At 62.8% G+C, this 21,320-nt stretch carries 21 protein-coding genes; 5 read left to right on the top strand and 16 right to left on the bottom strand.

Features of this window, described 5'->3' with window-relative positions; translation table 11 throughout:
* Positions 1-55: 55 nt before the first annotated feature.
* From QWI18_RS08785 to QWI18_RS08775, 3 genes are all read right to left on the bottom strand, one after another.
* Positions 56-1,381 (bottom strand): MFS transporter, encoded by a 1,326-nt coding sequence (locus tag QWI18_RS08785; protein WP_369318646.1) that lies wholly within the window; start codon positions 1,379-1,381, stop codon positions 56-58.
* A 284-nt stretch (positions 1,382-1,665) separates the two neighbouring features.
* A complete protein-coding gene (locus QWI18_RS08780; RefSeq protein WP_192133758.1) occupies positions 1,666-3,219 on the bottom strand; it encodes a UxaA family hydrolase in 1,554 nt (517 codons plus the stop codon).
* A gap of 238 nt (positions 3,220-3,457) precedes the next feature.
* Positions 3,458-4,360, bottom strand: a complete 903-nt coding sequence (locus QWI18_RS08775; RefSeq protein ID WP_369318645.1) for a LysR family transcriptional regulator — start codon at positions 4,358-4,360, stop codon at positions 3,458-3,460.
* Positions 4,361-4,524: 164 nt separating this feature from the next.
* Here QWI18_RS08775 and QWI18_RS08770 point away from each other — a divergent pair, with 164 nt between their 5' ends.
* The 3 genes from QWI18_RS08770 (at position 4,525) to QWI18_RS08760 (ending at position 6,868) form a co-directional block, all read left to right on the top strand.
* Positions 4,525-5,835, top strand: coding sequence for an L-fuconate dehydratase (locus tag QWI18_RS08770; protein WP_065993022.1), 1,311 nt, complete (start codon positions 4,525-4,527; stop codon positions 5,833-5,835).
* A gap of 245 nt (positions 5,836-6,080) precedes the next feature.
* Positions 6,081-6,521, top strand: a complete 441-nt coding sequence (locus tag QWI18_RS08765; protein ID WP_366927143.1) for a YidH family protein — start codon at positions 6,081-6,083, stop codon at positions 6,519-6,521.
* Positions 6,518-6,868 (top strand): DUF202 domain-containing protein, encoded by a 351-nt coding sequence (locus QWI18_RS08760; RefSeq protein WP_369318644.1) that lies wholly within the window; start codon positions 6,518-6,520, stop codon positions 6,866-6,868. Before QWI18_RS08765 ends, QWI18_RS08760 begins: the two co-directional genes overlap by 4 nt.
* Positions 6,869-7,068: 200 nt before the next feature.
* Here the strand turns inward: QWI18_RS08760 and QWI18_RS08755 are convergent, their stop codons facing one another.
* From QWI18_RS08755 to QWI18_RS08700, 12 genes are all read right to left on the bottom strand, one after another.
* On the bottom strand, positions 7,069-8,664 hold the full coding sequence (locus tag QWI18_RS08755) for a gamma-glutamyltransferase family protein (RefSeq protein WP_369318643.1): 1,596 nt from the start codon (positions 8,662-8,664) through the stop codon (positions 7,069-7,071).
* A 69-nt stretch (positions 8,665-8,733) separates the two neighbouring features.
* Positions 8,734-9,642 carry an ABC transporter permease gene (locus tag QWI18_RS08750; protein WP_243842309.1) on the bottom strand — a complete coding sequence of 303 codons (909 nt, stop codon included), beginning with the start codon at positions 9,640-9,642 and terminating at the stop codon, positions 8,734-8,736.
* Positions 9,642-10,586: an ABC transporter permease gene (locus QWI18_RS08745; protein ID WP_037011865.1), complete on the bottom strand. Its 945-nt coding sequence runs from the start codon at positions 10,584-10,586 to the stop codon at positions 9,642-9,644. Before QWI18_RS08745 ends, QWI18_RS08750 begins: the two co-directional genes overlap by 1 nt.
* A 43-nt stretch (positions 10,587-10,629) precedes the next feature.
* Entirely contained in the window at positions 10,630-12,129 is a 1,500-nt protein-coding gene (locus QWI18_RS08740; RefSeq protein WP_192133750.1) for an ABC transporter substrate-binding protein, read from the bottom strand.
* A complete protein-coding gene (locus QWI18_RS08735) occupies positions 12,126-13,259 on the bottom strand; it encodes an ABC transporter ATP-binding protein (RefSeq protein WP_192133748.1) in 1,134 nt (377 codons plus the stop codon). The genes QWI18_RS08740 and QWI18_RS08735 overlap by 4 nt, the downstream gene beginning before the upstream one ends.
* Positions 13,256-14,260, bottom strand: a complete 1,005-nt coding sequence (locus QWI18_RS08730) for an ABC transporter ATP-binding protein (protein ID WP_192133746.1) — start codon at positions 14,258-14,260, stop codon at positions 13,256-13,258. Before QWI18_RS08730 ends, QWI18_RS08735 begins: the two co-directional genes overlap by 4 nt.
* The gene (locus QWI18_RS08725; protein ID WP_065993032.1) at positions 14,257-14,994 is read right to left on the bottom strand and encodes a FadR/GntR family transcriptional regulator; all 738 of its coding nucleotides are present in this window, start codon (positions 14,992-14,994) and stop codon (positions 14,257-14,259) included. The genes QWI18_RS08730 and QWI18_RS08725 overlap by 4 nt, the downstream gene beginning before the upstream one ends.
* 330 nt (positions 14,995-15,324) lie before the next feature.
* Positions 15,325-16,128, bottom strand: a complete 804-nt coding sequence (gene dkgB / locus QWI18_RS08720; protein ID WP_369318642.1) for a 2,5-didehydrogluconate reductase DkgB — start codon at positions 16,126-16,128, stop codon at positions 15,325-15,327.
* A 222-nt stretch (positions 16,129-16,350) separates the two neighbouring features.
* Positions 16,351-16,911 (bottom strand): DUF1003 domain-containing protein, encoded by a 561-nt coding sequence (locus QWI18_RS08715; protein WP_369318641.1) that lies wholly within the window; start codon positions 16,909-16,911, stop codon positions 16,351-16,353.
* Between the two features lie 102 nt (positions 16,912-17,013).
* A complete protein-coding gene (locus tag QWI18_RS08710; RefSeq protein ID WP_065993044.1) occupies positions 17,014-17,220 on the bottom strand; it encodes a hypothetical protein in 207 nt (68 codons plus the stop codon).
* A 123-nt stretch (positions 17,221-17,343) separates the two neighbouring features.
* On the bottom strand, positions 17,344-17,826 hold the full coding sequence (locus QWI18_RS08705; protein ID WP_369318699.1) for a transcription elongation factor GreAB: 483 nt from the start codon (positions 17,824-17,826) through the stop codon (positions 17,344-17,346).
* Positions 17,827-17,872: 46 nt separating this feature from the next.
* Positions 17,873-18,268 (bottom strand): hypothetical protein, encoded by a 396-nt coding sequence (locus tag QWI18_RS08700; protein WP_065993046.1) that lies wholly within the window; start codon positions 18,266-18,268, stop codon positions 17,873-17,875.
* A gap of 122 nt (positions 18,269-18,390) precedes the next feature.
* Here QWI18_RS08700 and earP point away from each other — a divergent pair, with 122 nt between their 5' ends.
* Together earP and QWI18_RS08690 are read left to right on the top strand one after the other, a co-directional pair.
* On the top strand, positions 18,391-19,536 hold the full coding sequence (gene earP, locus QWI18_RS08695; RefSeq protein ID WP_369318640.1) for an elongation factor P maturation arginine rhamnosyltransferase EarP: 1,146 nt from the start codon (positions 18,391-18,393) through the stop codon (positions 19,534-19,536).
* An 87-nt stretch (positions 19,537-19,623) separates the two neighbouring features.
* Entirely contained in the window at positions 19,624-20,193 is a 570-nt protein-coding gene (locus QWI18_RS08690; protein WP_065993048.1) for an elongation factor P, read from the top strand.
* A 102-nt stretch (positions 20,194-20,295) separates the two neighbouring features.
* Here QWI18_RS08690 and QWI18_RS08685 read toward each other — a convergent pair whose 3' ends face one another.
* Positions 20,296-21,315: an alpha/beta hydrolase gene (locus QWI18_RS08685; RefSeq protein WP_369318639.1), complete on the bottom strand. Its 1,020-nt coding sequence runs from the start codon at positions 21,313-21,315 to the stop codon at positions 20,296-20,298.
* Positions 21,316-21,320: the final 5 nt, after the last annotated feature.

The raw sequence follows: 21,320 nt of genomic DNA, 5'->3' as shown, positions 1-21,320 counted from the left end.
GCAGCATTCCTGGGACCGGGTGCGAGGTCCCGGGAATCCGCTGAAGGAGCACCGATCAAACCCGACGCCCTTGCACCTCATCCAGATTCGCCTGCCAGTCCTTCTGCGCCGTGTTGGTGTGTTCGGGTATCGGCGCCTTGAGCAGCAAAAAGTAGGCGACCGCCGAGAGCAACGCCACGATGGCGCTGACCGCAAAGGCCGTGGCGAAGGTGCCGGAATATTGCACGCTGAACCCGGTGACGATCGGCGCGATGGAGCCTGCGATGTAGCCGCCGAAATTCTGGATAGAACCCAGTGACGCCACGCGTTTGGTGTCGACTACGGTGTTGACCACCATCCACGCCGTGGCGCTGGACAGGTTGATGCCGAACAGCGCCAGGCAGAGCAGGGCGACGCAACCGCTCAGGCCGGTAACGAAGGTCAATGGCAGGGTGAAGACCGCAGCGAACACCAGCCCGCCGATCACTGTGTATTTGCGGCTGTTGAGCACACCGACGCCGCGCCTGACCAGCCGATCGCAGATGCGTCCGGCGGCGATGGTGCCAATCGCACCGAATACATAGGCGAACGACACCACCCAGGCGGTTTGATAGGGGTCAAGGCCGTGTTCGCGCTGGAAGTAGCCGGGCAGCCAGGTCAGGTGCAACCAGAGCATGTAGATGACGCCCATGAAACCGAGGAACGTGCCCCAGGTGCTGCGGTGCTTGAACAGGTCCAGCCAGCCGGCGAAGAACGAAGCCTTTGGCGCAGCATCGGCCTGAACCACCTGAACGGCCGGTTCACGGCCCTCAGCCGCCAGCGCCTTCAGGTACTGCGCGCGGCTTTTGTAGAACACCAGCCAGCACAGCGACAGGACGATGCCGAGCACACCGGTGATGATGAACATCCCGCGCCAGCTGAAGTTGACCATGAACAGCGTCAGCAGCGGCGGCGCCAGGCACGGCCCGATGCAGGTCGCCGACCAGACGATGCCCGTCGGGGTGCCGCGCTCGTGCTCCTCGAACCACTCGTTGAGGGTTTTGGCGGCTGACGGAAACATCGGTGCTTCGCCGATCCCCAGCAGTACGCGCAGGGCGAAGAAGCCGCTGAAGCTGTTGACGAAGCCCGATGCCGTCTGCGCGAGGGACCACACCATCAGCGCGCCGCCCAAGGCGATCTTGCTGCCGAGCTTGTCGATGATCATGCCCATCGGCAACTGCGCAAAGGCATAAGCCAGCGAGAACGCCGACAACAGAATGCCCATTTCCGAGGGGCTGATGAGCATGTCTTTCTGAATCGTCGTGTTGGCGATGGACAGCGCGCTGCGGTCCAGATAATTGACGATCCCGAACAGCATCAGGAAGACGATGGTGATCGTCTGGTAGGTCTTTAGGGATTTCATTGCGCACCTTTTTTATTGTTGTAAGGGCTTGAAAAGCTTCCCGGCTAAAGCCGGTCCTACCAGGAAAACGCGGTGCAGCAGGCGACGCATTTCCCCTGTGGGACCGGCTTCAGCCGGGAAGGGTCCGGTTTGGGCACCATCCGTGTTGCGGTGTGACGCTGGAAAAGCTTCCCGGCTGAAGCCGGTCCCACTGAAAGCCAGACAGCTTCCCGGCTGAAGCCGGTCCCACTGAAAGCCAGACAGCTTCCCGGCTGAAGCCGGTCCTACCAAGGCAGCCTGTCCTGTCAGGTCACCGCACCGATGTGCCACGGCACAAATTCGTTTTGCCCATAACCGTGTTGTTCGCTTTTGCTGCGGGCGCCGGAGGCAATGTCCAGCATCATCTGGAACACGTACGCGCCGCGTTCTTCGATTGTCGTCGTGCCGTCGGCGATGCCCCCACAATTCACGTCCATGTCTTCCTGCTGAAATTCGAACACGCGGTTATTCGTCGCCAGCTTGATCGACGGCGTCGGCGCGCAACCGTAGGCGGAACCGCGACCGGTAGTGAATGCAATCAGGTTGGCGCCGCCGGCCACTTGCCCCGTGGCAGAGACCGGGTCGTAGCCCGGTGTGTCCATGAACACCAGGCCTTGGGCGCGAACGGCTTCAGCGTATTCATACACGCCCATCAGGTTGGTGGAGCCGGCCTTGGCCACCGCGCCCAGGGACTTCTCCAGAATGGTCGTCAGCCCGCCGGCCTTGTTCCCGGCGGACGGGTTGTTGTTCAGCTCGGCGTTCATGCGCTGGCAGTAGTCTTCCCACCAGTGAATGCGCTGAACGAGCTTTTCGCCGATCGCCTGAGTCGCCGCCCGCCGCGTCAGCAAATGCTCGGCGCCGTAAATCTCCGGGGTCTCCGACAGAATCGCCGTGCCGCCCGCCGCCACCAGCCGATCCACCGCATTGCCAAGCGCCGGGTTGGCGGTGATGCCGGAATAGCCGTCGGAGCCGCCGCATTGCAGGCCGACGATCAGGTGCCGGGCACTGACGGTCTCGCGGGTGACCCGGTTAGCCTGGGGCAGCAGCGATTGCACCTGGACGATGCCGCTGGCGATGGTCTTCGACGTGCCGCCGGTGCCCTGAATGGTGAAGGCGCGCAGTTGGTCACTGGCTTTCAGGCCCTGGCTGTCGAGCATGTCCTGAATCTGGTTGGTCTCGCAGCCCAGGCCCACCACCAGCACCGCCGCAAAGTTCGGGTGCACGGCGTAGCCCGCGAGGGTCCGGCGCAGCAGGTCGATGGCCTCGCCCTTGGAATCGATGGCGCAGCCCGAACCGTGGGTCAGCGCGACCACGCCGTCGATGTTTGGGTAGTCCGCGAGTGCCTCGGGGAAGATATCGCGGCGGAAACGGTCGGCGATGGCCCGGGCCACGGTGGCCGAGCAGTTCACCGAGGTGAGAATGCCAATGTAATTGCGCGTCGCGACACGGCCGTCGGCGCGCACGATGCCCTGAAAGAACGCTTCGGTTTTCGGCGTTTCGTGGGCATCGACGCCAAAGGCGTAGTCACGGGAGAAGTCGCCCATCTCGACGTTGTGCACATGCACATGCTGCCCGGCTTCGATGGGCTGTGAAGCGAAGCCGATGATCTGGCCGTAACGCCGCAGCGGCTGACCCTGCTCGACCCGAACCGCCGCGACCTTGTGCCCGGAAGGAATCGGCTGCGAGACGGTGACGTTTTCTTCGTCCAGGTGCGTGCCTTCGTTGAGCGCCTGGCGAGCGATCAGCACGTTATCGAGGGGATTCAGGCGGATGAACAGCGCGCTGCTGTCGAACGCAGGCGTTTTGGCGATGAGTTCCATGCGGCCTCTCATGACGGTGGCGGCCTGCATCAGCGGGGCGAGACGACGGCTTGCGTCGGGGTCGGCCCCGTGGCTGGCCGGTTATTGTTATTCACGACCTCTCTAGCAGCCGCCCCGTAAGTGCGGACGTTTCTGGCCGATTTTCAGCCACTCTATGAAGCCGGTGGGTAATTTCCCAATGAAAGGTTTCGATTGAGCGATAACGCGGGGTTATCGATTCGTCCGACCCTCTTCGACTTTAGAAACGTGAGCTCAGGAAAGCGAGCAGTGCCTTCACCGCTGCCGACATCGGCCGGGCTTTCGACGTCATCAGGCCAAGATTGGCCATGCTCAACGGCAACTCCACCGGCAGAATGGCGACCATGCCGTAGCGGGCGTAGTGCCGGGCGACGTCATTGGGTACCACGGCGATCATGTCCGAGGATTCCAGCATCGAGGTGGTCGCCAGAATCGAACGGGTTTCGATGATGTCCAGGGGCTCAATCAATTGCGCTGCCTGCAATGCGTTCTCAACCTGGCGCCGCATGGGGCTGCCGATGGGGTGAAGGATCCAGGTCAGCGGCGCCAGCTCCGTCAGGGTCAGGTTGCTGTGGTTCACCAGAGGGTGCTGCGGCCGGGCGATGATGCGCATGCATTCGCCTTGTTCGAACAGCTGAATATCGAGGCTCTGGCCGTCGAGCTGATCGGGCAGCCGGCCCAGCACCACATCGAAATCGCCGCGAATCAGTGCCGGTATCAATTCATCGCTGGTGCCGACTTCCAGGGCGATGCGCACTTTCGGGTGCGCGGCCTTGAACGCCAGCACGCCGCGGGTCAGCAGCGTCGGCACCGGGCCCATCACCGTGCCGATGCGCACCATCCCCGTGGACCCGCGTGCCAGCTCGGCCAGCTGCGCTTCGGCGTATTCGAACTCATGCAGCGCGCCCTGGGCGTAGCGAATCATCACCTCGCCGGACAGCGTCGGCTGCATGCCGCGCGGCAAGCGTTCGAAGAGTTGCACGCCGAGGCGCTCTTCCAGCTGTTGCAACAAGAGGCTGGCGGCGGGCTGGGTGGTGTGAATGGCGGCGGCAGCCTTGCGCAGATTGCCCAGTTCGCCCAACGCGTTGAGCAACGCGATCTGCCGGCTGGAGATTTTCAGCATCGGGAAAGGGCCAGGCAGATCGGGGGAGGGTGGTGAATCTGACATATCGGATTTGATATCGATGATTAGGATTTGGCGATTATGCCTGTATCGCAAACCGTCCTACAGTGAGTTCATCAAGGGTAGCCTTGCTGCCGCCCGTCTCTAAAAAATAAGGGCCGTTCATGCAGATCACATCCATTTCCGTCCGCGACATCCGCTTTCCCACCTCCCTGTCCCTCGACGGCTCCGACGCAATGAACAGCGCGCCGGACTATTCCGCTGCCTATGTCGTGCTGCACACCGATTCACCGGACGGGCTGGAAGGCCACGGCCTGACGTTCACCATCGGGCGGGGCAATGAGATCTGCGCCGCCGCGATTCACTCCCTGGCGCCCTGCGTGGTGGGGCTGAGCCTGGAATCGATCACTGCGGACATGGGCGCGTTCTGGCACACCATCACGGCCGGCGACAGCCAATTGCGCTGGTTGGGGCCGGAAAAAGGCGTGATCCATCTGGCCACCGCCGCGCTGGTCAATGCGGTGTGGGATTTGTGGGCCAAGGTCGAGGGCAAGCCGGTCTGGAAGTTGCTGGCCGACATGACCCCCGAGCAGTTGGTGAAATGCCTGGACTTCAGCTACGTCACCGACGCCATCACCCCCGAAGAAGCCATCGCTCTGCTCCGTCGCCAAGTGCCGGGCAAAGCGAAGCGCGAGGCGCAGATGCGGGAGGAGGGCTATCCGGGCTACACCACCGCGCCGGGCTGGCTGGGTTATTCGGAAGAGAAGATGCGCCGGCTGGCCCGCGAAGCCGTGGCCGAAGGCTGGACCCATATCAAGCAGAAGATCGGTGCGGACATCGAAGAAGACTTGCGCCGCGCCGCGATCCTGCGGGACGAACTGGGCTGGGAACGCACCCTGATGATGGACGCCAATCAGGTCTGGAGCGTCGAGCAGTCGATCAGCAACATGCGCCGTCTGGCGGCGTTCGAGCCCTGGTGGATCGAAGAACCGACCCACCCCGACGACATCCTCGGTCACGCGACGATCCGCCAGCGCATCGCGCCGATTGGCGTGGCCACCGGCGAGCATTGCCACAACCGGGTGATGTTCAAACAGATGTTCCAGGCCGGCGCGCTGGATTTCTGCCAGCTCGACGCGGCACGGCTGGGTGGGCTGAATGAGGTGCTGATCGTGTTGCTGATGGCCGCAAAGTTCGACATCCCGGTGTGCCCCCACGGGGGCGGGGTCGGGTTGTGCGAATACGTGCAGAACATCTCACTGTTCGATTACATCGCCGTGTCCGGCTCCCTGGACAAACGCGTGCTGGAATACGTCGATCACCTGCACGAGCATTTCCTCGATCCGGTGGTCATCCGCCGCGGCCGCTACATGCCCCCGCAACGGCCGGGGTACAGCATCGAAATGCACGCCGAGACGCTGGAGCGCTATCAGTATCCCGATGGCGCAGTGTGGGTGGACCTGGCGAACCGATAATCCGACTGTAGGAGCGTGGCTTGTCCCGCGATCGGCGGGGAACCCGTCGTGGCCCGCCCAACGCGTTTTTCCAGACACAGCGCGTTGCCAGGATTTACGGGGACTGCGTCCCCGATCGCGGGGCAAGCCACGCTCCTACAGGTTATGCACGTTGCGGCAACAGGCAACCCCATGTCGCTGTGGACACGGGCCTTTACCCGGCATGACCGGTATGATCCGTCGCATCTACCCGACCACGGTGCGACATGAATTCCCCCGAGCCCGGCAACGTCATTCCTCCCGCCACTCCTCCAGCAAGCGCCCCCGTCACGCCGCCCGAGCGTGATCGGCTGTCGGCTTCGCTGCTCGGCGGCGGCTGCGAGCCTGACCCGCGCTTCACCCTGGCCAACGAACGCACCTTTCTCGCCTGGATCCGCACGGCATTGGCGTTCCTGGCGGGCGGTATCGCGGTCGAAGCCTTCACCAGCGACGTGTTCAGCCCCGGCCTTCGTCGTGCTGTGGCCCTGTCGTTGCTGGTGCTGGCCTTGCTGGTGAGCGCCAGTGCCTGTGTGCGCTGGCTGAAAGTCGAACGGGCGATGCGTCAACGCAAGCCGCTGCCGTTGCCGGTGCTGGTGCCGATTCTGTCGATGGGGGGCGCGTTGGTGGCGGCGGGGCTGATCGTCTTTCTGATTTACGGCGCGTCTTGAACCGGCGCGGTCATGCCGTGCCGTCGACGCTATTGCGCCACGACGATCCCGGTCTGCAGCCCGAACGCACACTGCTGGCCTGGCGCCGGACGCTGCTGACGTTGATCGGGGTGTGCATTCTGTTTTTGCGCTGGATTCCGCCGTTTGGGTGGGTGGCGCTGCTGCCGGTCATTTTTTCGTTGATGGCGGGCCTCCTGATCCAGATCGGCCTCAACGCGCGCTACCGCAAAAGCGCCCGGGGCATCACCCACGAGCGCATTCCGCCGCCATTGCGTGAAGTGGCGGTGCTGGGTTGCACAGTGATGGTGTTGAGTCTGGTGGGGATTGTTGCGGTGGTGTCTGGCTGAATCAGGGAGTGAATCGAATGAATTCGTGTAAACGGTAAAGGGGACCGGTAAAGGGGACTGATTTATTTACCGCGGTAAAGGGGACTGATTTATTTACAGCGCTTCACCGTAAATTAATCTGTCCCCGGTGGATCAAAACATTAGGGCTCAGCAGGCCCTGCCTCTTCCCGGCTGAAGCCGGTCCTACAATCCCGGGTGACTCAATACGCCGCCACCAGCCCGTCTTTCCTCGGATCGGTCCCGCCCACATACCCATGGGCCGTGCGCTGGATGATCTGCGCGCCGCCGAAGGCAAACACGCCGCTGGGGTCTTCCACTTCCACGTCGTGGCCCTTGGCGCGCAGCGCTTCGATCACCTGCGGATCAAACGAGCGCTCCACTGCGACCTTCAGCCCGGACTCAATACGCCAGCGCGGCGCGTCGGCGGCGGCCTGGGGGTTCTGCTTGTAGCGCAGGATGCGCAGCATCATCTGCAAATGCCCCTGCGCCTGCATCGGCCCGCCCATCAAGCCGAACGACATCAGCGGCGTGCCGTCGGCGTTCATCACAAAGCCCGGAATGATGGTGTGAAACGGTCGCTTGCCCGGTGCCACGGTGTTGACGTGATCAGGGTCCAGGGTAAAACCCGCGCCGCGATTCTGCAGGCTGATGCCCGTGCCCGGCACCACCACACCGGAACCAAAACCCATGTAGTTCGACTGGATGAACGAGACCATCATGCCGCTCTCGTCCGCCGCCGACAGGTACACCGTGCCGCCAGCCTTGGGTGCGCCGTGCAGCGGGTCTTCTGCCTGTTCGCCGACCAACGCCGCGCGGTCGCGCAAGTAGGCCGGGTCCAGCATGTGTTCAGCGGCGACGCGCATGTGGTCGTTGTCGGCGACGTGCTGGTTGAGATCGGCCAGCGCCAGCTTCATCGCTTCCAGCACCGGATGCACGGTCTCGACGCTGTCCACCGGCTGCTCGCCCACGCCCAGCGCTTCTAAGATGCCCAGACCCGCCAGCGTGGCGATGCCCTGACCATTCGGCGGCAGCTCGTGGACCACGGCGCCGGCGTACGGCACCGACAAAGTATCGATCCAGTCCACCCGATGGTTCGCCAGATCCTCAAGGCTCATGACGCTGCCATTGGCGTTGGCGTGAGTGATCATCGCCTGAGCCAGTTCGCCGCGATAGAACGCCTCGCCCTTAGTTTCGGCAATCAGCTCAAGCGTCTTAGCGTGATCCTTGAGCACGACTTTCTCCCCGGCCTTCGGCGCTTTGCCGCCTTGCAGGAAGCACTCGGCAAAGCCGGGTTGATCCTTCAACAACCCGGCGCCGCGACGCCACAGTTCGGCAATGATCGGCGTCACCTGATAGCCGTCCCGCGCATAGCCGATGGCGGGTGCGGCGAGGGTGGCGAAGGGCAGCTTGCCGTAGCGCTCGGACAACGCGACCCAAGCCGATACCGCGCCCGGCACCGTCACCGAGGCCCAGCCGCGCTGGGGCATTTCCGGCTGACCGGCAAAGTGCTCCGGCGTCCAGGCCTGCGGCGAGCGGCCCGAGGCGTTGAGGCCCTGCAACGTCTTGCCGTCCCAGACAATGGCGAAGGCGTCGCTGCCGATGCCGCAGCCGGTGGGTTCGACCACGGTCAGCACCATGGCGGCGGCGATGGCAGCATCAACGGCGTTGCCGCCCTGACGCAACATGTCCAACCCGGCCTGGGCGGCCAGCGGTTGCGAGCAGGCGACCATGTTGTTGCCCATCACCGGCGAGCGGGCGGACGCGTAGGGTTGGCTGTAATCCAGATCATCGAACATGCAGTCGTTCTCTTCTTGGCAGTTGATCGGTTATAGAGGCGCAGCTTCGGCGTTTAAGCGCGACCGCCGTCAGCTTTTCGGATCGAGGGCATCACGCAGCCCGTCGCCCAGCAGGTTGAAACACAGCACCGTAATGTAGATCGCCACGCCGGGGGCGATGGACATCCACGGCGCCTGTTCCATGAAGTTCTTCGCAGTGTTGAGCATCGAGCCCCAGGACGGCGAGGGGGGTTGCTGGCCCAAGCCAAGGAACGACAGGCTCGCTTCCGCCAGAATCGCCGAAGCGATGGTCAGCGTCGCTTGCACCACCAGCGGCGAGAGCACGTTCGGCAGCACGTAGCGCAGGATGATCCAGCGGTCCGGCAGGCCGATGGCACGGGCGCCTTCCAGGTAATCTTCGTGACGGATCGCCAGCACCTGACCGCGGGTCAGGCGCGAGAAAATCGGCATCGCCGACAGCCCGATGGCAATCATCGCATTACTCAGGCTCGGGCCGAGAAACGCGCCCAGGGCAATCGCCAGCACCAGAAACGGACACGACAGCAGCGCTTCCATGATGCGTGAAATCACCGCGTCGAGCTTGCCGCCGAAGTAACCGGCCAACAGGCCCAGCGGCACGCCAATGACCATGGCAATCGCCACCGAAACCCCACCGGCCAGCAACGAACTGCGCGCACCCCAGAGCAGGCGGGAGAACAGGTCGCGGCCTAGCTCGTCGGTGCCCAGCCAGTAGATCAGCGACGGCGCCTTGCGCACGGCGAGGAAGTTGGCTTTCAGCGGATCATGGGGCGCAATCCACGGCGCCAGCAGCGCGGCGAGAATGAAGATGATCAGCACCACCGCGCCGACCACCGCGCCCTTGTTGGCGAGGAATTTCTTCACGAACGGCGAGCGGGTGCGCGGTCGCAATGGTTCTCTCAACGGCGCCTGGGAGGGCGCGTTCAGCGGCGCCGAAGGATGGGTCGCAATCGAAGTCATCAGGCAGTCCTCAGACGCGGATTGATCAGGCGATAGAGCACGTCTGCCAGCAGATTGAGCAGCAGAAAGCCGATCGCAACGCACAGCACCACGCCTTGCACCACGGCGTAATCACGGTTGAACACGGCATCGACAATCATTTTGCCGAAGCCGGGAATGCTGAAGACCTGCTCGGTCAGCACCGCGCCGCCGAGCAATTCGCCGAACAGCAGCGTAGTGAGCGTGACGATGGGCATCAGCGCGTTGCGCAGGGCGTGCTTCAAGATCACCGTGCGCGGGAACAGACCTTTGGCCCGTGCCGTGCGCACGTAGTCGGCGCGCAGCACTTCGAGCATCGCGCTGCGGGTGTGGCGCATCAGCACGCCCGACAGCCCGGCGCCCAGCACGAAGGCCGGCAGGATCAGGGTTTTCAGGTTCTGCCCGACGTCTTCACCCAGCGGCACAAAGCCCGAGGCCGGCAGCCATTGCAGCTTCACGGCGAAGATCATGATCAACAGAATCCCCAGCCAGAAGTGCGGAATCGAGATCCCCGACAGGGCAAACACGTTGGCCGCGTAGTCCACCGACGTGCCCTTGCGCACCGCCGAGATCACCCCCGTCGGAATGCCGATCACCAGCGCGATGATCAGCGCCAGCACCGCCAGTTCGATGGTCACCGGCAGCTTTGAGGCCAGCAGCACGGTCACCGGTTGCTCAGTGCGCAACGAGGTGCCGAAGTCGCCCTGCAGGACATTGCCGACCCAGTGCACATACTGCAGCGGCAGCGGGTCGTTGAGCCGGTATTTCTCGCGCAGGTATTCCATCACCGCCGGGTCGCGCTCTTCACCCGCCATGGCCTGCACCGGATCACCGGGCAGCAGCTTTTGCAGGGTGAAGACAAACAGCGAAACCAGGATCAGCGTCGGAATGGCACTGAGCAGGCGTCGCAGGATGAATGTCAGCATGACGAATCCTCGCGGCCGAAGCGGTTGTCCACGGGCGCCGCTGTCATTTGAAAGCGACGTTGTTCAGGCGAATCAAACCATCGGGATTGGGCACGAAACCGGTGAGGTTGCTGCGCATGGCGATGATTCGCGGATCGAAGTACAGGTAGCTGGTCGGCACGTCTTCGGCGAGCAGGCGCAGGGCCTCGAAGTAGATGGCCTGACGCTGGGCCTGATCGTTCACGGTGCGCGCCTTGTTCAGCAGCTCGTCGAGTTTCGGGTCACAGAAATGCCCGTCGTTCTGGCCGCCCTTGCAGGTCACGAACTGGTGGATGTCGCCATCCGGATCAGGGCGGCCCGACCAGGCGCTCATGCCGATCTGGAAGTTGCCGGCCTGTTGCTCGCTGAGCAGCGTGGCGTATTCGGTGGCGATCAGATTGACCTTGAAGCCGGCTTCTTCCGCCATCGCCTGAATGATCTGGCCGACCTGCTGGGCGATGGGGTTGTTGGCGACTTTCAGCTCCACGGCGAGGGGCGTCTTGACCCCGGCTTCCGCAAGCAGTTTTTTGCTGGCTTCGACGTCACGGGTCGGGAGCGGCAAGTCCTTGTCGTAATACGGGCTGTTTTTCGGGAACGGCTGGGCGCTCGGCGCGTACAGGCCTTCGAACACCACCTGATTGATCGCGTCACGGTCGATCGCCAGCTCGAAAGCCTTGCGCACGCGCTTGTCCTTGCCCATCGGGGTGTTGGCTTTGTCGCCGTTGTTGGTGTTGTACATCAGCTGCATGTAGCCCAGGCCCGGCGTGCTGAACACCTGCACGTGGCTGTCGGCCTTGGCGGTCTTCACGTCGGTGGGCGCGACGCGTTCGATGATGTCCAGGTCGCCGGAACGCAGGTTTGCCAGGCGCACCGAGGTGTCCGGAATCGGCAGGAAAATCACCTTGTCGAAGTGGTACGCCTGCTTGTTCCAGTAGTTGTCGAAGCGCTCCAGCACGATGCGGTCCTGCTGCACGCGCTGAACAAATTTGTAGGGCCCGGAACACACCGGCCTGGAGGCCACGTCGGTCGCCGAGGCCTTGGGTGCGAGCATCATCCCGGCGCGGTCCGACAGCTGCGAGATCAGCGTCGCGTCGGGCTGCTTGACCTTGATCGCCACGGTCTTCGCGTCGATCACCTCAACGCTTTCCACCGACGCCAGTTCACTCTTGCGCAGGGAGTCGGGCAGGGTGCGCGCACGGTCGAGGTTGAACTTCACGGCGGCGGCGTCGAATACCTCGCCGTCGTGGAAGGTCACGCCGTCGCGCAGGGTCATGGTCAGCGTCTTGCCGTCCTCGCTCCAGTTCCAGGCGGTGGCCAGTTGCGGCGCGTAGGTCAGGTCCGGATTGACGTCCACCAGCTTGTCGCACAGCGCGGTGTAGACCAGACGCCCCGAGTAAGTGCGCGAGCGGTGCGGGTCGAGCATGTCAGGGTCGTCCTGAATGCCGATGCGCAGGGTGGTTTCGGCGACAGCCGCATTCGCAGCGAGCAGCAACAACGTGGTTGTCATCAGGTGGGCGAATTTCATGGCTGACTCTCCAGAGAAAGGGCTTGATGGCTTTTGAACAGGTTCAGGCGCTGGCTGTAGGCGGCGCTGGGCGTGGGCACGATCAGCGAACCGGCGCCGGCATTGGCGATTTCGCGCCAGTAATGGCAGGCCACCTGACGCCCCGGCTCGACGCTTTCGAAGAGCGGCTTCGCCTCGCGGCACAGCGGCTTGGCGTGGGGGCAACGGGTGTGAAAGCGGCAACCGGACGGCGGCTTGCTCGGGCTTGGCATGTCACCGCCGAGTAACGGCCGCGGACGGCGCAGATCGGGATGGCTGACCGGCACGGCGGCCATCAGCGCTTGCGTGTAAGGATGAAACGGCGTTTCGAACAGCGCGTTGACCGGCGCCAGTTCGACGATCTCGCCGAGGTACATCACCGCCACACGGTCGCTCATGTGGCGGATCACCGCGAGGCCGTGGGCGACGATCAGCAGGGTCAGGCCGAACTGGTGCTTGAGGTCTTCCAGCAGATTCACCACCTGGGCCTGCACCGAAACGTCGAGCGCCGACACCGGTTCGTCGCCGAGGATCAGCCGTGGTTCCGAGGCCAGCGCCCGGGCGATACCGATGCGCTGACGCTGACCACCGGAAAATTCGTGGGGAAAGCGGCTGCCGTGCTCCGGCGCCAGACCCACCGTGCGCAGCAGCTCGGCGACTTTGTCCTGACGCGCGCTGCGGCTGTCGTCGCGATGCAGCCAGATCGGCTCGCCGATGATCGATTCCACGCTCATGCGCGGGTTCAGCGAGGCGAACGGGTCCTGGAAAATGATCTGCAGATCGCGGCGTACCTGACGCAGCTTGTCGGCGGGCAGGTTGCCCAGGTTGCGGCCTTCATAAATGACGTCGCCAGCGGTGGGCTTGAGCAGGTTCAGCAGCACCCGGCCCAGGGTCGATTTACCCGAGCCGGACTCACCCACCAGCGCCAGGGTTTCGCCCCGGCGCACGGCCAGGGAAACCTCATTGACCGCCTGCACGGGTGGCTTCTTGCGCTGGAACAACCCGGCTTCGCTGTGAAAGTGTTTGCTCACCGCGATGCTTTCCAGAATCGGCTTTTCCAGCGCCGATTCAGCCACCCCGTTGTTCACGATGTGTGGGCCTGACAGGCTCATGCGCTGACTCCCAGATGCTGTTCAAGTGGCACACGAATGCAGGCGGCGAAATGCCCGGCGGAGACTTCCTGCAACGGCGGACGGGCTTCCCGGCAGGCAGCGATGACGAACGGGCAACGGCTGGCAAAGCGGCAGCCCGTAGGCATTTCAGCCGGCGTCGGCACACGGCCATTGATCGTTGCCAAACGCCCTTCGCGAGGGCCAACCGAGGGCATCGAGCCCATCAGGCCGATGGTGTAAGGGTGCTGCGGATCATCGAATAAGGTCTTCACCGAACCGCTTTCGACGACGCGCCCGGCGTACATCACGATGACCTCGTCGGCCACTTCGGCGACCACGCCGAGGTCGTGGGTGATGAGCATCATCGAGGTGCCGGTTTCGGCCTGGAGGCTGGCGACCAGCGAAAGAATCTGCGCCTGAATGGTCACGTCCAGGGCGGTGGTGGGTTCGTCGGCGATGATCAGCGCAGGGTCGTTGGCCAGTGCCATAGCGATCATCGCGCGCTGACGCATGCCGCCGGACAGCTCGTGGGGGTAAGCGTCGAGGCGTTGAAGGGCATCGGGCACGCGGACCTTTTCCAGCATTTCCAGCGCGCGCTGGCGGGCGGCGCTGGCAGACAGACCCTGATGGCGAATCACACTCTCGGCGATCTGGTCACCAATGGTGAACACCGGATTGAGCGAGGTCATCGGCTCCTGAAAGATCATTGCCATGCGGTTTCCGCGCACGTCCAGCAGGCGCTCGTCGGACATACCGATCAAAGGTTCGCCCAGCAGATTCGAGGCGCTGGCCTGGACGGTGGCGGTGTCGGGCAGCAAGCCCATCAACGCCATGGACGTCACGCTTTTGCCGCAGCCGGACTCGCCGACGATGGCCAGGGTCTTGCCCGGCTGAATGGCGAACGACACGCCGTCGACGACATTGGCCGGGGCATCCTTGAAGCGCACGGTGAGGTCGCTGACGCTCAATACCGATGGGGTGTTCGCGGGTGAAGCACTCATACGCTGGCCTCGAGGTCTTGCTGGATGACGTGATCGAGCGCCTGTTGCAGCGCACGCAGGTGCCCGCGCATGGCGGTGGCGGCCTTGGCCGGATCGCGGCTCTCGATGGCGCCGATGATGTCGTGGTGGTCGTGGCTGTAGGTGCTCAGGCGATCGGTGTTGCGGGCGCGCTGGCGCAGGTCGCGCCAGGCCGGGTCAAGACGAATGGCGTCGAGCATTTCGAAGATATCGAGCATCAGGCGGTTGCCGGCGGCTTCGGCGATCCCGCGATGCAGCGCGCTGTCCCACAGCTCGATGCCTTCGGCGTCGGGTTCGCTGGCATGTTGCTGGTGGGTGGTGCGCTCGGCGAGCCGGCGCAGGATCGCCATCTGTTCGCCGCTGGCGCGCAGGGCGGCCAGTGACGCCAGCGCCGGTTCCAGATAGATGCGCGCTTCCATGACCTCGCTGAAATTGGTCCGGCTCGACAGCTTGGCAAAGCTCATGGCCGCGCTCGGCGGGGTAGGGCCGACGAAAGTGCCTTTGCCCTGCCGCCGCCAGATGTGCCCCTCGGCTTCGAGCACCGCCAGCGCGCGGCGAATGGCCCGGCGACTGACGCCGAAATCCACCGCCAGATCGCGCTCGGTCGGCAACGGCCGTTGCGGGAAGGCCGCCTGCTGCGCGACCAGTTGGCGCAACGCGTCGAGGGCCATCTTTGACGAAGTGTCGTGGGTTGCGTCGGTGTCGATGCTGTCCATCTGCGTCTCTCGTCACGGGGGTGAACCGGAGGCCATGGGCTGCGTGAAGCAGGGCCTGGCTGCAGAATAGGAGTGCAATAGCGATGCCAATGAAAATTGGTTCACCCGCAAGGTCCGATGGCCGGCACAAGGGCAGGCGTGATCCCGCCGCTTCGGGCCAATCGGCAAAGGTTCGGAAGTCTGGTTCGCGAGGAGGAGCGGGATTGGTTCAGCCGGGAAGCGAACCAATTTCGGGGGAGGGTCCAGGCAGGGCGCCTGTTTATGGTTCGGGTGCGTTATTAGGGGGCGCTGATTGGGGTGATTCTGGCCGAAGCCAGAATCAGCGCTTTATCAATCCCACTGCGGCGCAAGGCTGGCCGGGCTGGTCAGGCGATGGCCGCGGTCCAGCTGGGCGATCTGCGCCATGTCGTCCTGGCTGAGCGTAAGGTCGACGGCTTTCAGGTTGCTTTCCAGGTTGGCGCGTTTGGTCGACGACGGAATCACCGCATAGCCCAGTTGCATGGCCCACGTCAGGGTCACTTGCGCAGGCGTCGCGTTGTGGCGCTGGGCGATCTGCTCGATCACCGGGTCTTTCAGCACTTCCCCGTAGGCCAGGGTCATGTAGGACGTGATCTTGATCCCGTGCTGTTGAGCGAAAGCGGCCACGGTACGGTTTTGCAGGTACGGGTGCAGTTCGATCTGGTTGGTGGCGATATTCTCGGCACCGACCGCAGCGATGGCTTCACCCATCAGCGCCACGGTGAAATTGGAAATGCCGATCTCGCGGGTCAGGCCTTGCCGCTTGGCTTCCAGCAGTGCGCCCATGAATTCGGCGACAGGCACCTGGCCCTTCGGCGACGGCCAGTGGATCAGCGTCAGGTCGACGTGATCGGTTTTCAGCTTGGCCAGGCTTTCCTTAAGGCTCGGGATCAGCTTGTCGGCGGCGAAATTGTCAGTCCAGATCTTGGTGGTGATGTACAGCTCATCACGGGACACGCCGCTTTGCTCGATGGCCTGACCGACCTCGGCTTCATTGCCGTAGATCTGCGCGGTGTCGATGACGCGATAGCCCAGATCCAGGCCGTTGCTGACCGAGTCGATGACGACCTGATCTTTCAAACGGAAGGTGCCGAGGCCAAATGCGGGAACAGTCATGGGAAGACTCCAGAGTTCGAGGGGGTAGGGATGAAGGAAGCAGATTCCCAGTATCCCGCGTCGGCTGGCAGGGAAAAACCACAGCGCGGGCACGGGACTTTTGACGGGGGATCATGAATGCCATGAAGTTTGGGGCAGCGCTTGATCGTGATCGTTCAACGGGATGTGATTTCGGAGGGCCTGTGGCGGTCACTCCCACAGGGTTCTGCGACCGGCTCCAGATCAGACATGCCCATCGCGTTTTACGAAATGCTTGTGCATGTCCGCCGTCAGCGCTTCCACCCGTTCGGTCAGCACTTTGGTCATTTCGGTGAGCCGGGTGTTTTGTTCCAGCAGTTCCAGCATCTGTGCGGTGTTTTGCGCCGCTCGCGCCATGCGTTCTTCATTAGCCGTTGCCAACGCCTCGCGGTGGAGCGCGTCGGCATCGGCGCTGGCCTTGTCGCGGGCAGCCTGTCGTGTTTGCGCGAGGAGAATGAGCGGCGCGGCGTAGGCCGATTGCAGGCTGAACGCCAGATTGAGCAGGATGAACGGGTAGAGATCGAATGACACCAGCCCGCTCAGGTTGGCGCCAACCCACAGCACCACCAGAAACGTCTGGGCGCCGAGAAAGGTGGGCGTGCCGAAAAAGCGCGCAAACGCCTCGGCCTTGAGGGCGAAGGCATCGGTGCCAAAGGTCGGCGCCAGGTGGGCGTGGCGTTTGTGAAAGCGCAGATGATCTGCCGGCGCAGCGGCAGCGCTCGGTTCGACGGGCGAGGGGACGGGCCTGGGCGTGGCAGTGGGCATGATGCTTTCCTGAGGACAGAAACACCTGCCCACTATAGGCCCGCGCTCATTGGCGTTGTACTGAACCTCTGCTGAACCGGCGCGTGTCCCGGTTGCGCCGCGTCAGTCCACCGGCTCGGGGTACAGCGGTTTGGAACGCTGCATGATGCTGGCGTAGTCGTAAACGTACTGGCGGCCAGCGTGACTGGTCATGCGCAGGCGGTCGATCAGTTGTCGCTCTTTCTTGTTCAGGTATCTCAACCCGTGGTGGTCACTGGACTTGAGGCGATCACGTTCATGGGCGTCAGGGAAAGTGATGACGTTCGTCATGAAATATCTCCTTGGTTAAATCCGTGTCCCCGGCTCCGTGTTCCGGGGTTCACCCTTTGTGGTGCGACTGCGCACCTTACCCACAAAAACTCGGACGCTACAACCCTGCAAATGATCAGTGGGTCACAGGATTTGCGTGATCTCGAACGATTGACGGCTGCCGTTCACTACCACTTCCACCTCATCGCCATCGAACTTGCCAAGCAGGCTTTGTCCCAGTGGCGAACGTGCGGTGATCACCGTAATCACCTGCTCTTCGACCGTGAGTTTCAGCCCCGCCGCGTCAGGCGCGAGAAACAACCGCTGTTGCGCGCCGTTGCCTGCCTGAAGGGCAATGAGGTCGCCGGTCTGAATGCCGCGCTGCTCATCGAAGGGCTTGAGCACGAGGTGGCGGCAGAGGTTCAGCGACTGGCGGATTTCTTCCACGCGCCGCGCCTGACCCGCCGCCAGATAGGACGCCTCCAGCCCGAGCGTGTCGTACTTGTTCTCGGCGATGTTCTCTTCGTGGGTCGCGGTTTCGTACGCCGTTTGCGCGGCACGCACGGCCACATCGAGGTCGACCTGCAGTTTCTCGACGATGCACTGCAGGACGGTTTGCTTGTTCACGGGCATGGCGTATTCGGTGGCATGGAATGGCTCGACAAAAAGGGATTCAACCGCAGAACTGATAGACGCTCGCACGGCTTTTCTCGCTGGGCGCGGTCTGGTTCTGCTGCATCCAGAACTGACATTTCGGGCCGTTGAAGCTGCGTTGCCGCTCCGCCTGCTCAGCCTCCTGGGTCTGCCGCGTTTCGCTGTCGCGCAGAATCTGCCGGTACTGATCGAACATCGGGTTATCAGTTTCGGGTTTTGGTCTGGCCGCGGGCGGGGCAGTTATCTGCGCCGCGGCATTGTTCAGTGCCTGGGTCTGCTCGGCGGGGAGCAGTTTATAGATCAGCCACAGGCTTAGCAGGACAGCGAGAACCCCCAGCCAGATGCCGGCGGCAATCGACAGGATCAGCTTGAGCGGGCGCAGCGTGACGGACAGTTCGCGTGGGTTGACGTACATGACAGACTCCAGACTTGTATGCATGTGGCCAGCAGTGGCGGCGATTGTCGCACGACCGGGGCTGGCGATTCTGCGCCGCAATGACGGACAATCGGTTTTTTGAACATCCTCAGGGAGCCCGGATGAAAGCCTCTTGGGATATTTTCTGTAGCGTTGTCGATAATTTCGGCGACGTCGGCGTGACCTTTCGCCTGGCCCGACAACTGGTCGCCGAACACGACCTGCAGGTTCGCCTCTGGATCGATGACCTGAACGCCTTCGCCCGGCTGTGCCCGGGTGCCGACCCCCTGGCTGATCAGCAAATGCAGGATGGCGTTATCGTCTGTCGCTGGCCAGCGGCATGGCCCAAGACCTGGCAGCCGTTGCAGCTGCCGCACGTCGTGGTCGAGGCCTTTGCCTGTCGCCTGCCACCGGACTACATCGACGCCATGCTCGGGGCAGAGAAACGGCCGCTGTGGTTCAACCTCGAGTACCTGAGTGCCGAAGACTGGGTGTCGGGCTGCCACGGCCTGCCGTCGATCCAGTCTTCGGGCCTGCGCAAGTACTTCTTTTTCCCCGGATTCACCGCGAAGACCGGCGGGTTGTTGCGTGAAGCCGGCTTGATCGAAAAGCGCCAGACGTTCCAGGCCAATCCCGCCGCACGACAATCCTTCCTCCAGCGCCTGAACATCGCGCCCCACGCCGATGCGCGGCTGATGTCACTGTTTGCCTACGAACACGCCGGGCTCGGGAGCTGGCTGGATTGCCTGGCCCAGGCTGATTGCACTACCCATTTGCTGGTGCCTGAGGGCCGCATTCTGGGCGACGTTCAGCGCTGGTTGGGCGTGGATGAATTGACGGCGGGCGCCGTGCATGCGCGCGATGCCCTGACCATTCAGGTGCTGCCGTTCGTGCATCAGCAAGACTACGATTCGCTGTTGTGGTGCTGTGATTTCAACGTGGTGCGCGGCGAGGACTCCTTCGTCCGCGCGCAATGGGCGGGGCGGCCGCTGATCTGGCACATCTATGAGCAGGATGACGATGCCCACTGGGCCAAGCTCGATGCGTTTCTGGAGCTGTATCGGGGGGGGTTGTCGGAGGCTGCAGGGCAGGCGCTGACCGAGGTCTGGCGCAGCTGGAATGGCGGAACAGCCATGACTCAGGGCTGGAATGCGCTGGATCAGCACACCGATGAACTCGCCGCCCATGCCCGGCGCTGGTGTCTGGAACAGGCCTTGCAGGAGGATCTGACGACTGCGCTGGTAAGGTTTTACCAAAGTTGGATATGATACGCGGCCTTGTATTAAGCCCTGTACGAAAAGTGGCTTTTCGTACAGGGCTTAGAAAGATCTTTCATCCAAATTCGGATACTCGTAATGAAAACTGGCAAAGAGCTTAAACCCGGTACCGTGATCAAGCTGGAAAACGATCCTTGGCTGGTTCAGAAAGCTGAATTCACCAAGTCGGGCCGTAACAGCGCGATCATGAAAACCAAGCTGAAGAACCTGCTGACCGGCTACAAGACTGAAATCGTCTACAGCGCCGACGACAAGCTGGACGACGTGATCCTGGACCGTAAAGAAGCCACGCTGTCTTTCATCAGCGGCGACACTTACACGTTCATGGACACCACCGACTACACCATGTACGAGCTGAACGCCGAAGACATCGAAGCCGTTCTGCCATTCGTTGAAGAAGGCATGACCGACGTCTGCGAAGCGATCTTCTTTGAAGAGCGTCTGGTTTCCGTAGAGCTGCCGACCACCATCGTGCGCACCGTTGACTACACCGAAGGTTCGGCTCGTGGCGACACCTCGGGCAAGGTCATGAAGCCGGCCAAACTGGCCAACGGCACCGAGCTGCAGGTGGCTGACTTCATCGAAATCGGTGACAAGATCGAAATCGATACCCGTGAAGGCGGTTCCTACAAAGGCCGTGCCAAATAAGCACAGTTTTTGTAATGCCGGTGATGTAACGCCGGACACGAGAAAGCCCGACCATCGAGTCGGGCTTTTTTGTGGGCGCCGAGTTGACGCCCGCTGACGCATTTACTTCAGATGAGCCTTGAGTTCTTGCGAAGCCTGCAGCATTGCCGAGCGCACTTCCGGCACTTGGCTGATCACGTTCAAAAGCCCGTAATCGTGAATCATGCCGCTGTAACGTACCGCCGTCACCGGCACACCGGCCTGGTCCAGCTTGCGGGCGTAGGCTTCACCTTCGTCGCGCAGCACGTCAGCCCCTGCGGTTTGCACCAGGGCAGGCGGCAGACCTTTCAGCTGCTCGGTCGTGGCCCGCAGCGGTGAGGCATAGATCTCGGCGCGCTGTTTCGGGTCGGTGGTGTAGTTGTCCCAGAACCACTTCATCATGTTGCGGGTGAGGAAGTGACCCTCGGCAAACTGATCGTACGAACCGGTATCGAAGTTGGCGTCAGTCACCGGCCACAACAGCACCTGGTAACGGATGGCCGGCGTGCCTTTGTCTTTGGCCATCAGGCTGACAACTGTCGCCATGTTGCCGCCGACGCTGTTGCCCGCCACCGCCAGACGCTTGCCGTCGACGTTGATTTCCTTGCCATGCTCGGCGACCCATTTGGTCGCCGCATAGGCCTGGTTGATCGCCGTCGGGTAGTGGGCTTCAGGTGATGGGGTGTAGTTGACGAACACCGCCACTGCCCCCGAACCCTCGACCAGATCCCGCACCAGACGTTCGTGGGTCGGGTAATCGCCGAGCACCCAGCCGCCGCCGTGGAAATACATGAACACCGGCAAGGTGCCTTTGACGCCGGCCGGACGAACGATCGTCAGGCTGATGTCTTGGCCATCCACCGAAATGGTCTTCTGGCTGACATCGGCCTTGGGCAGGGTCAACTTGACCCCGGCCTGGGCACCGGTCAGGACGGCGCGGGCATCTTTGGGCGAAAGCTGTTCGATCGGCTTGCCGCTTCCGGAATTCAGCGCGTCCAGAAACGCCTGCGTGTTGTGCTCGACGCCCGTATCGGTCGCAGCAAAAGCGTTGCCGATGGACAGTGCGAGGAGCGAGCCAGCCAGAATCTTGCCAAACGTGTTCATGTTCT

It is taken from the genome of Pseudomonas sp. W2Oct36, from assembly GCF_041060465.1.
Taxonomy (GTDB): Bacteria; Pseudomonadota; Gammaproteobacteria; order Pseudomonadales; family Pseudomonadaceae; genus Aquipseudomonas; species Aquipseudomonas graminis_B.
Note: the sequence above shows the minus strand (reverse complement) of the source record. Positions and strands in the feature narration are given on the sequence as shown.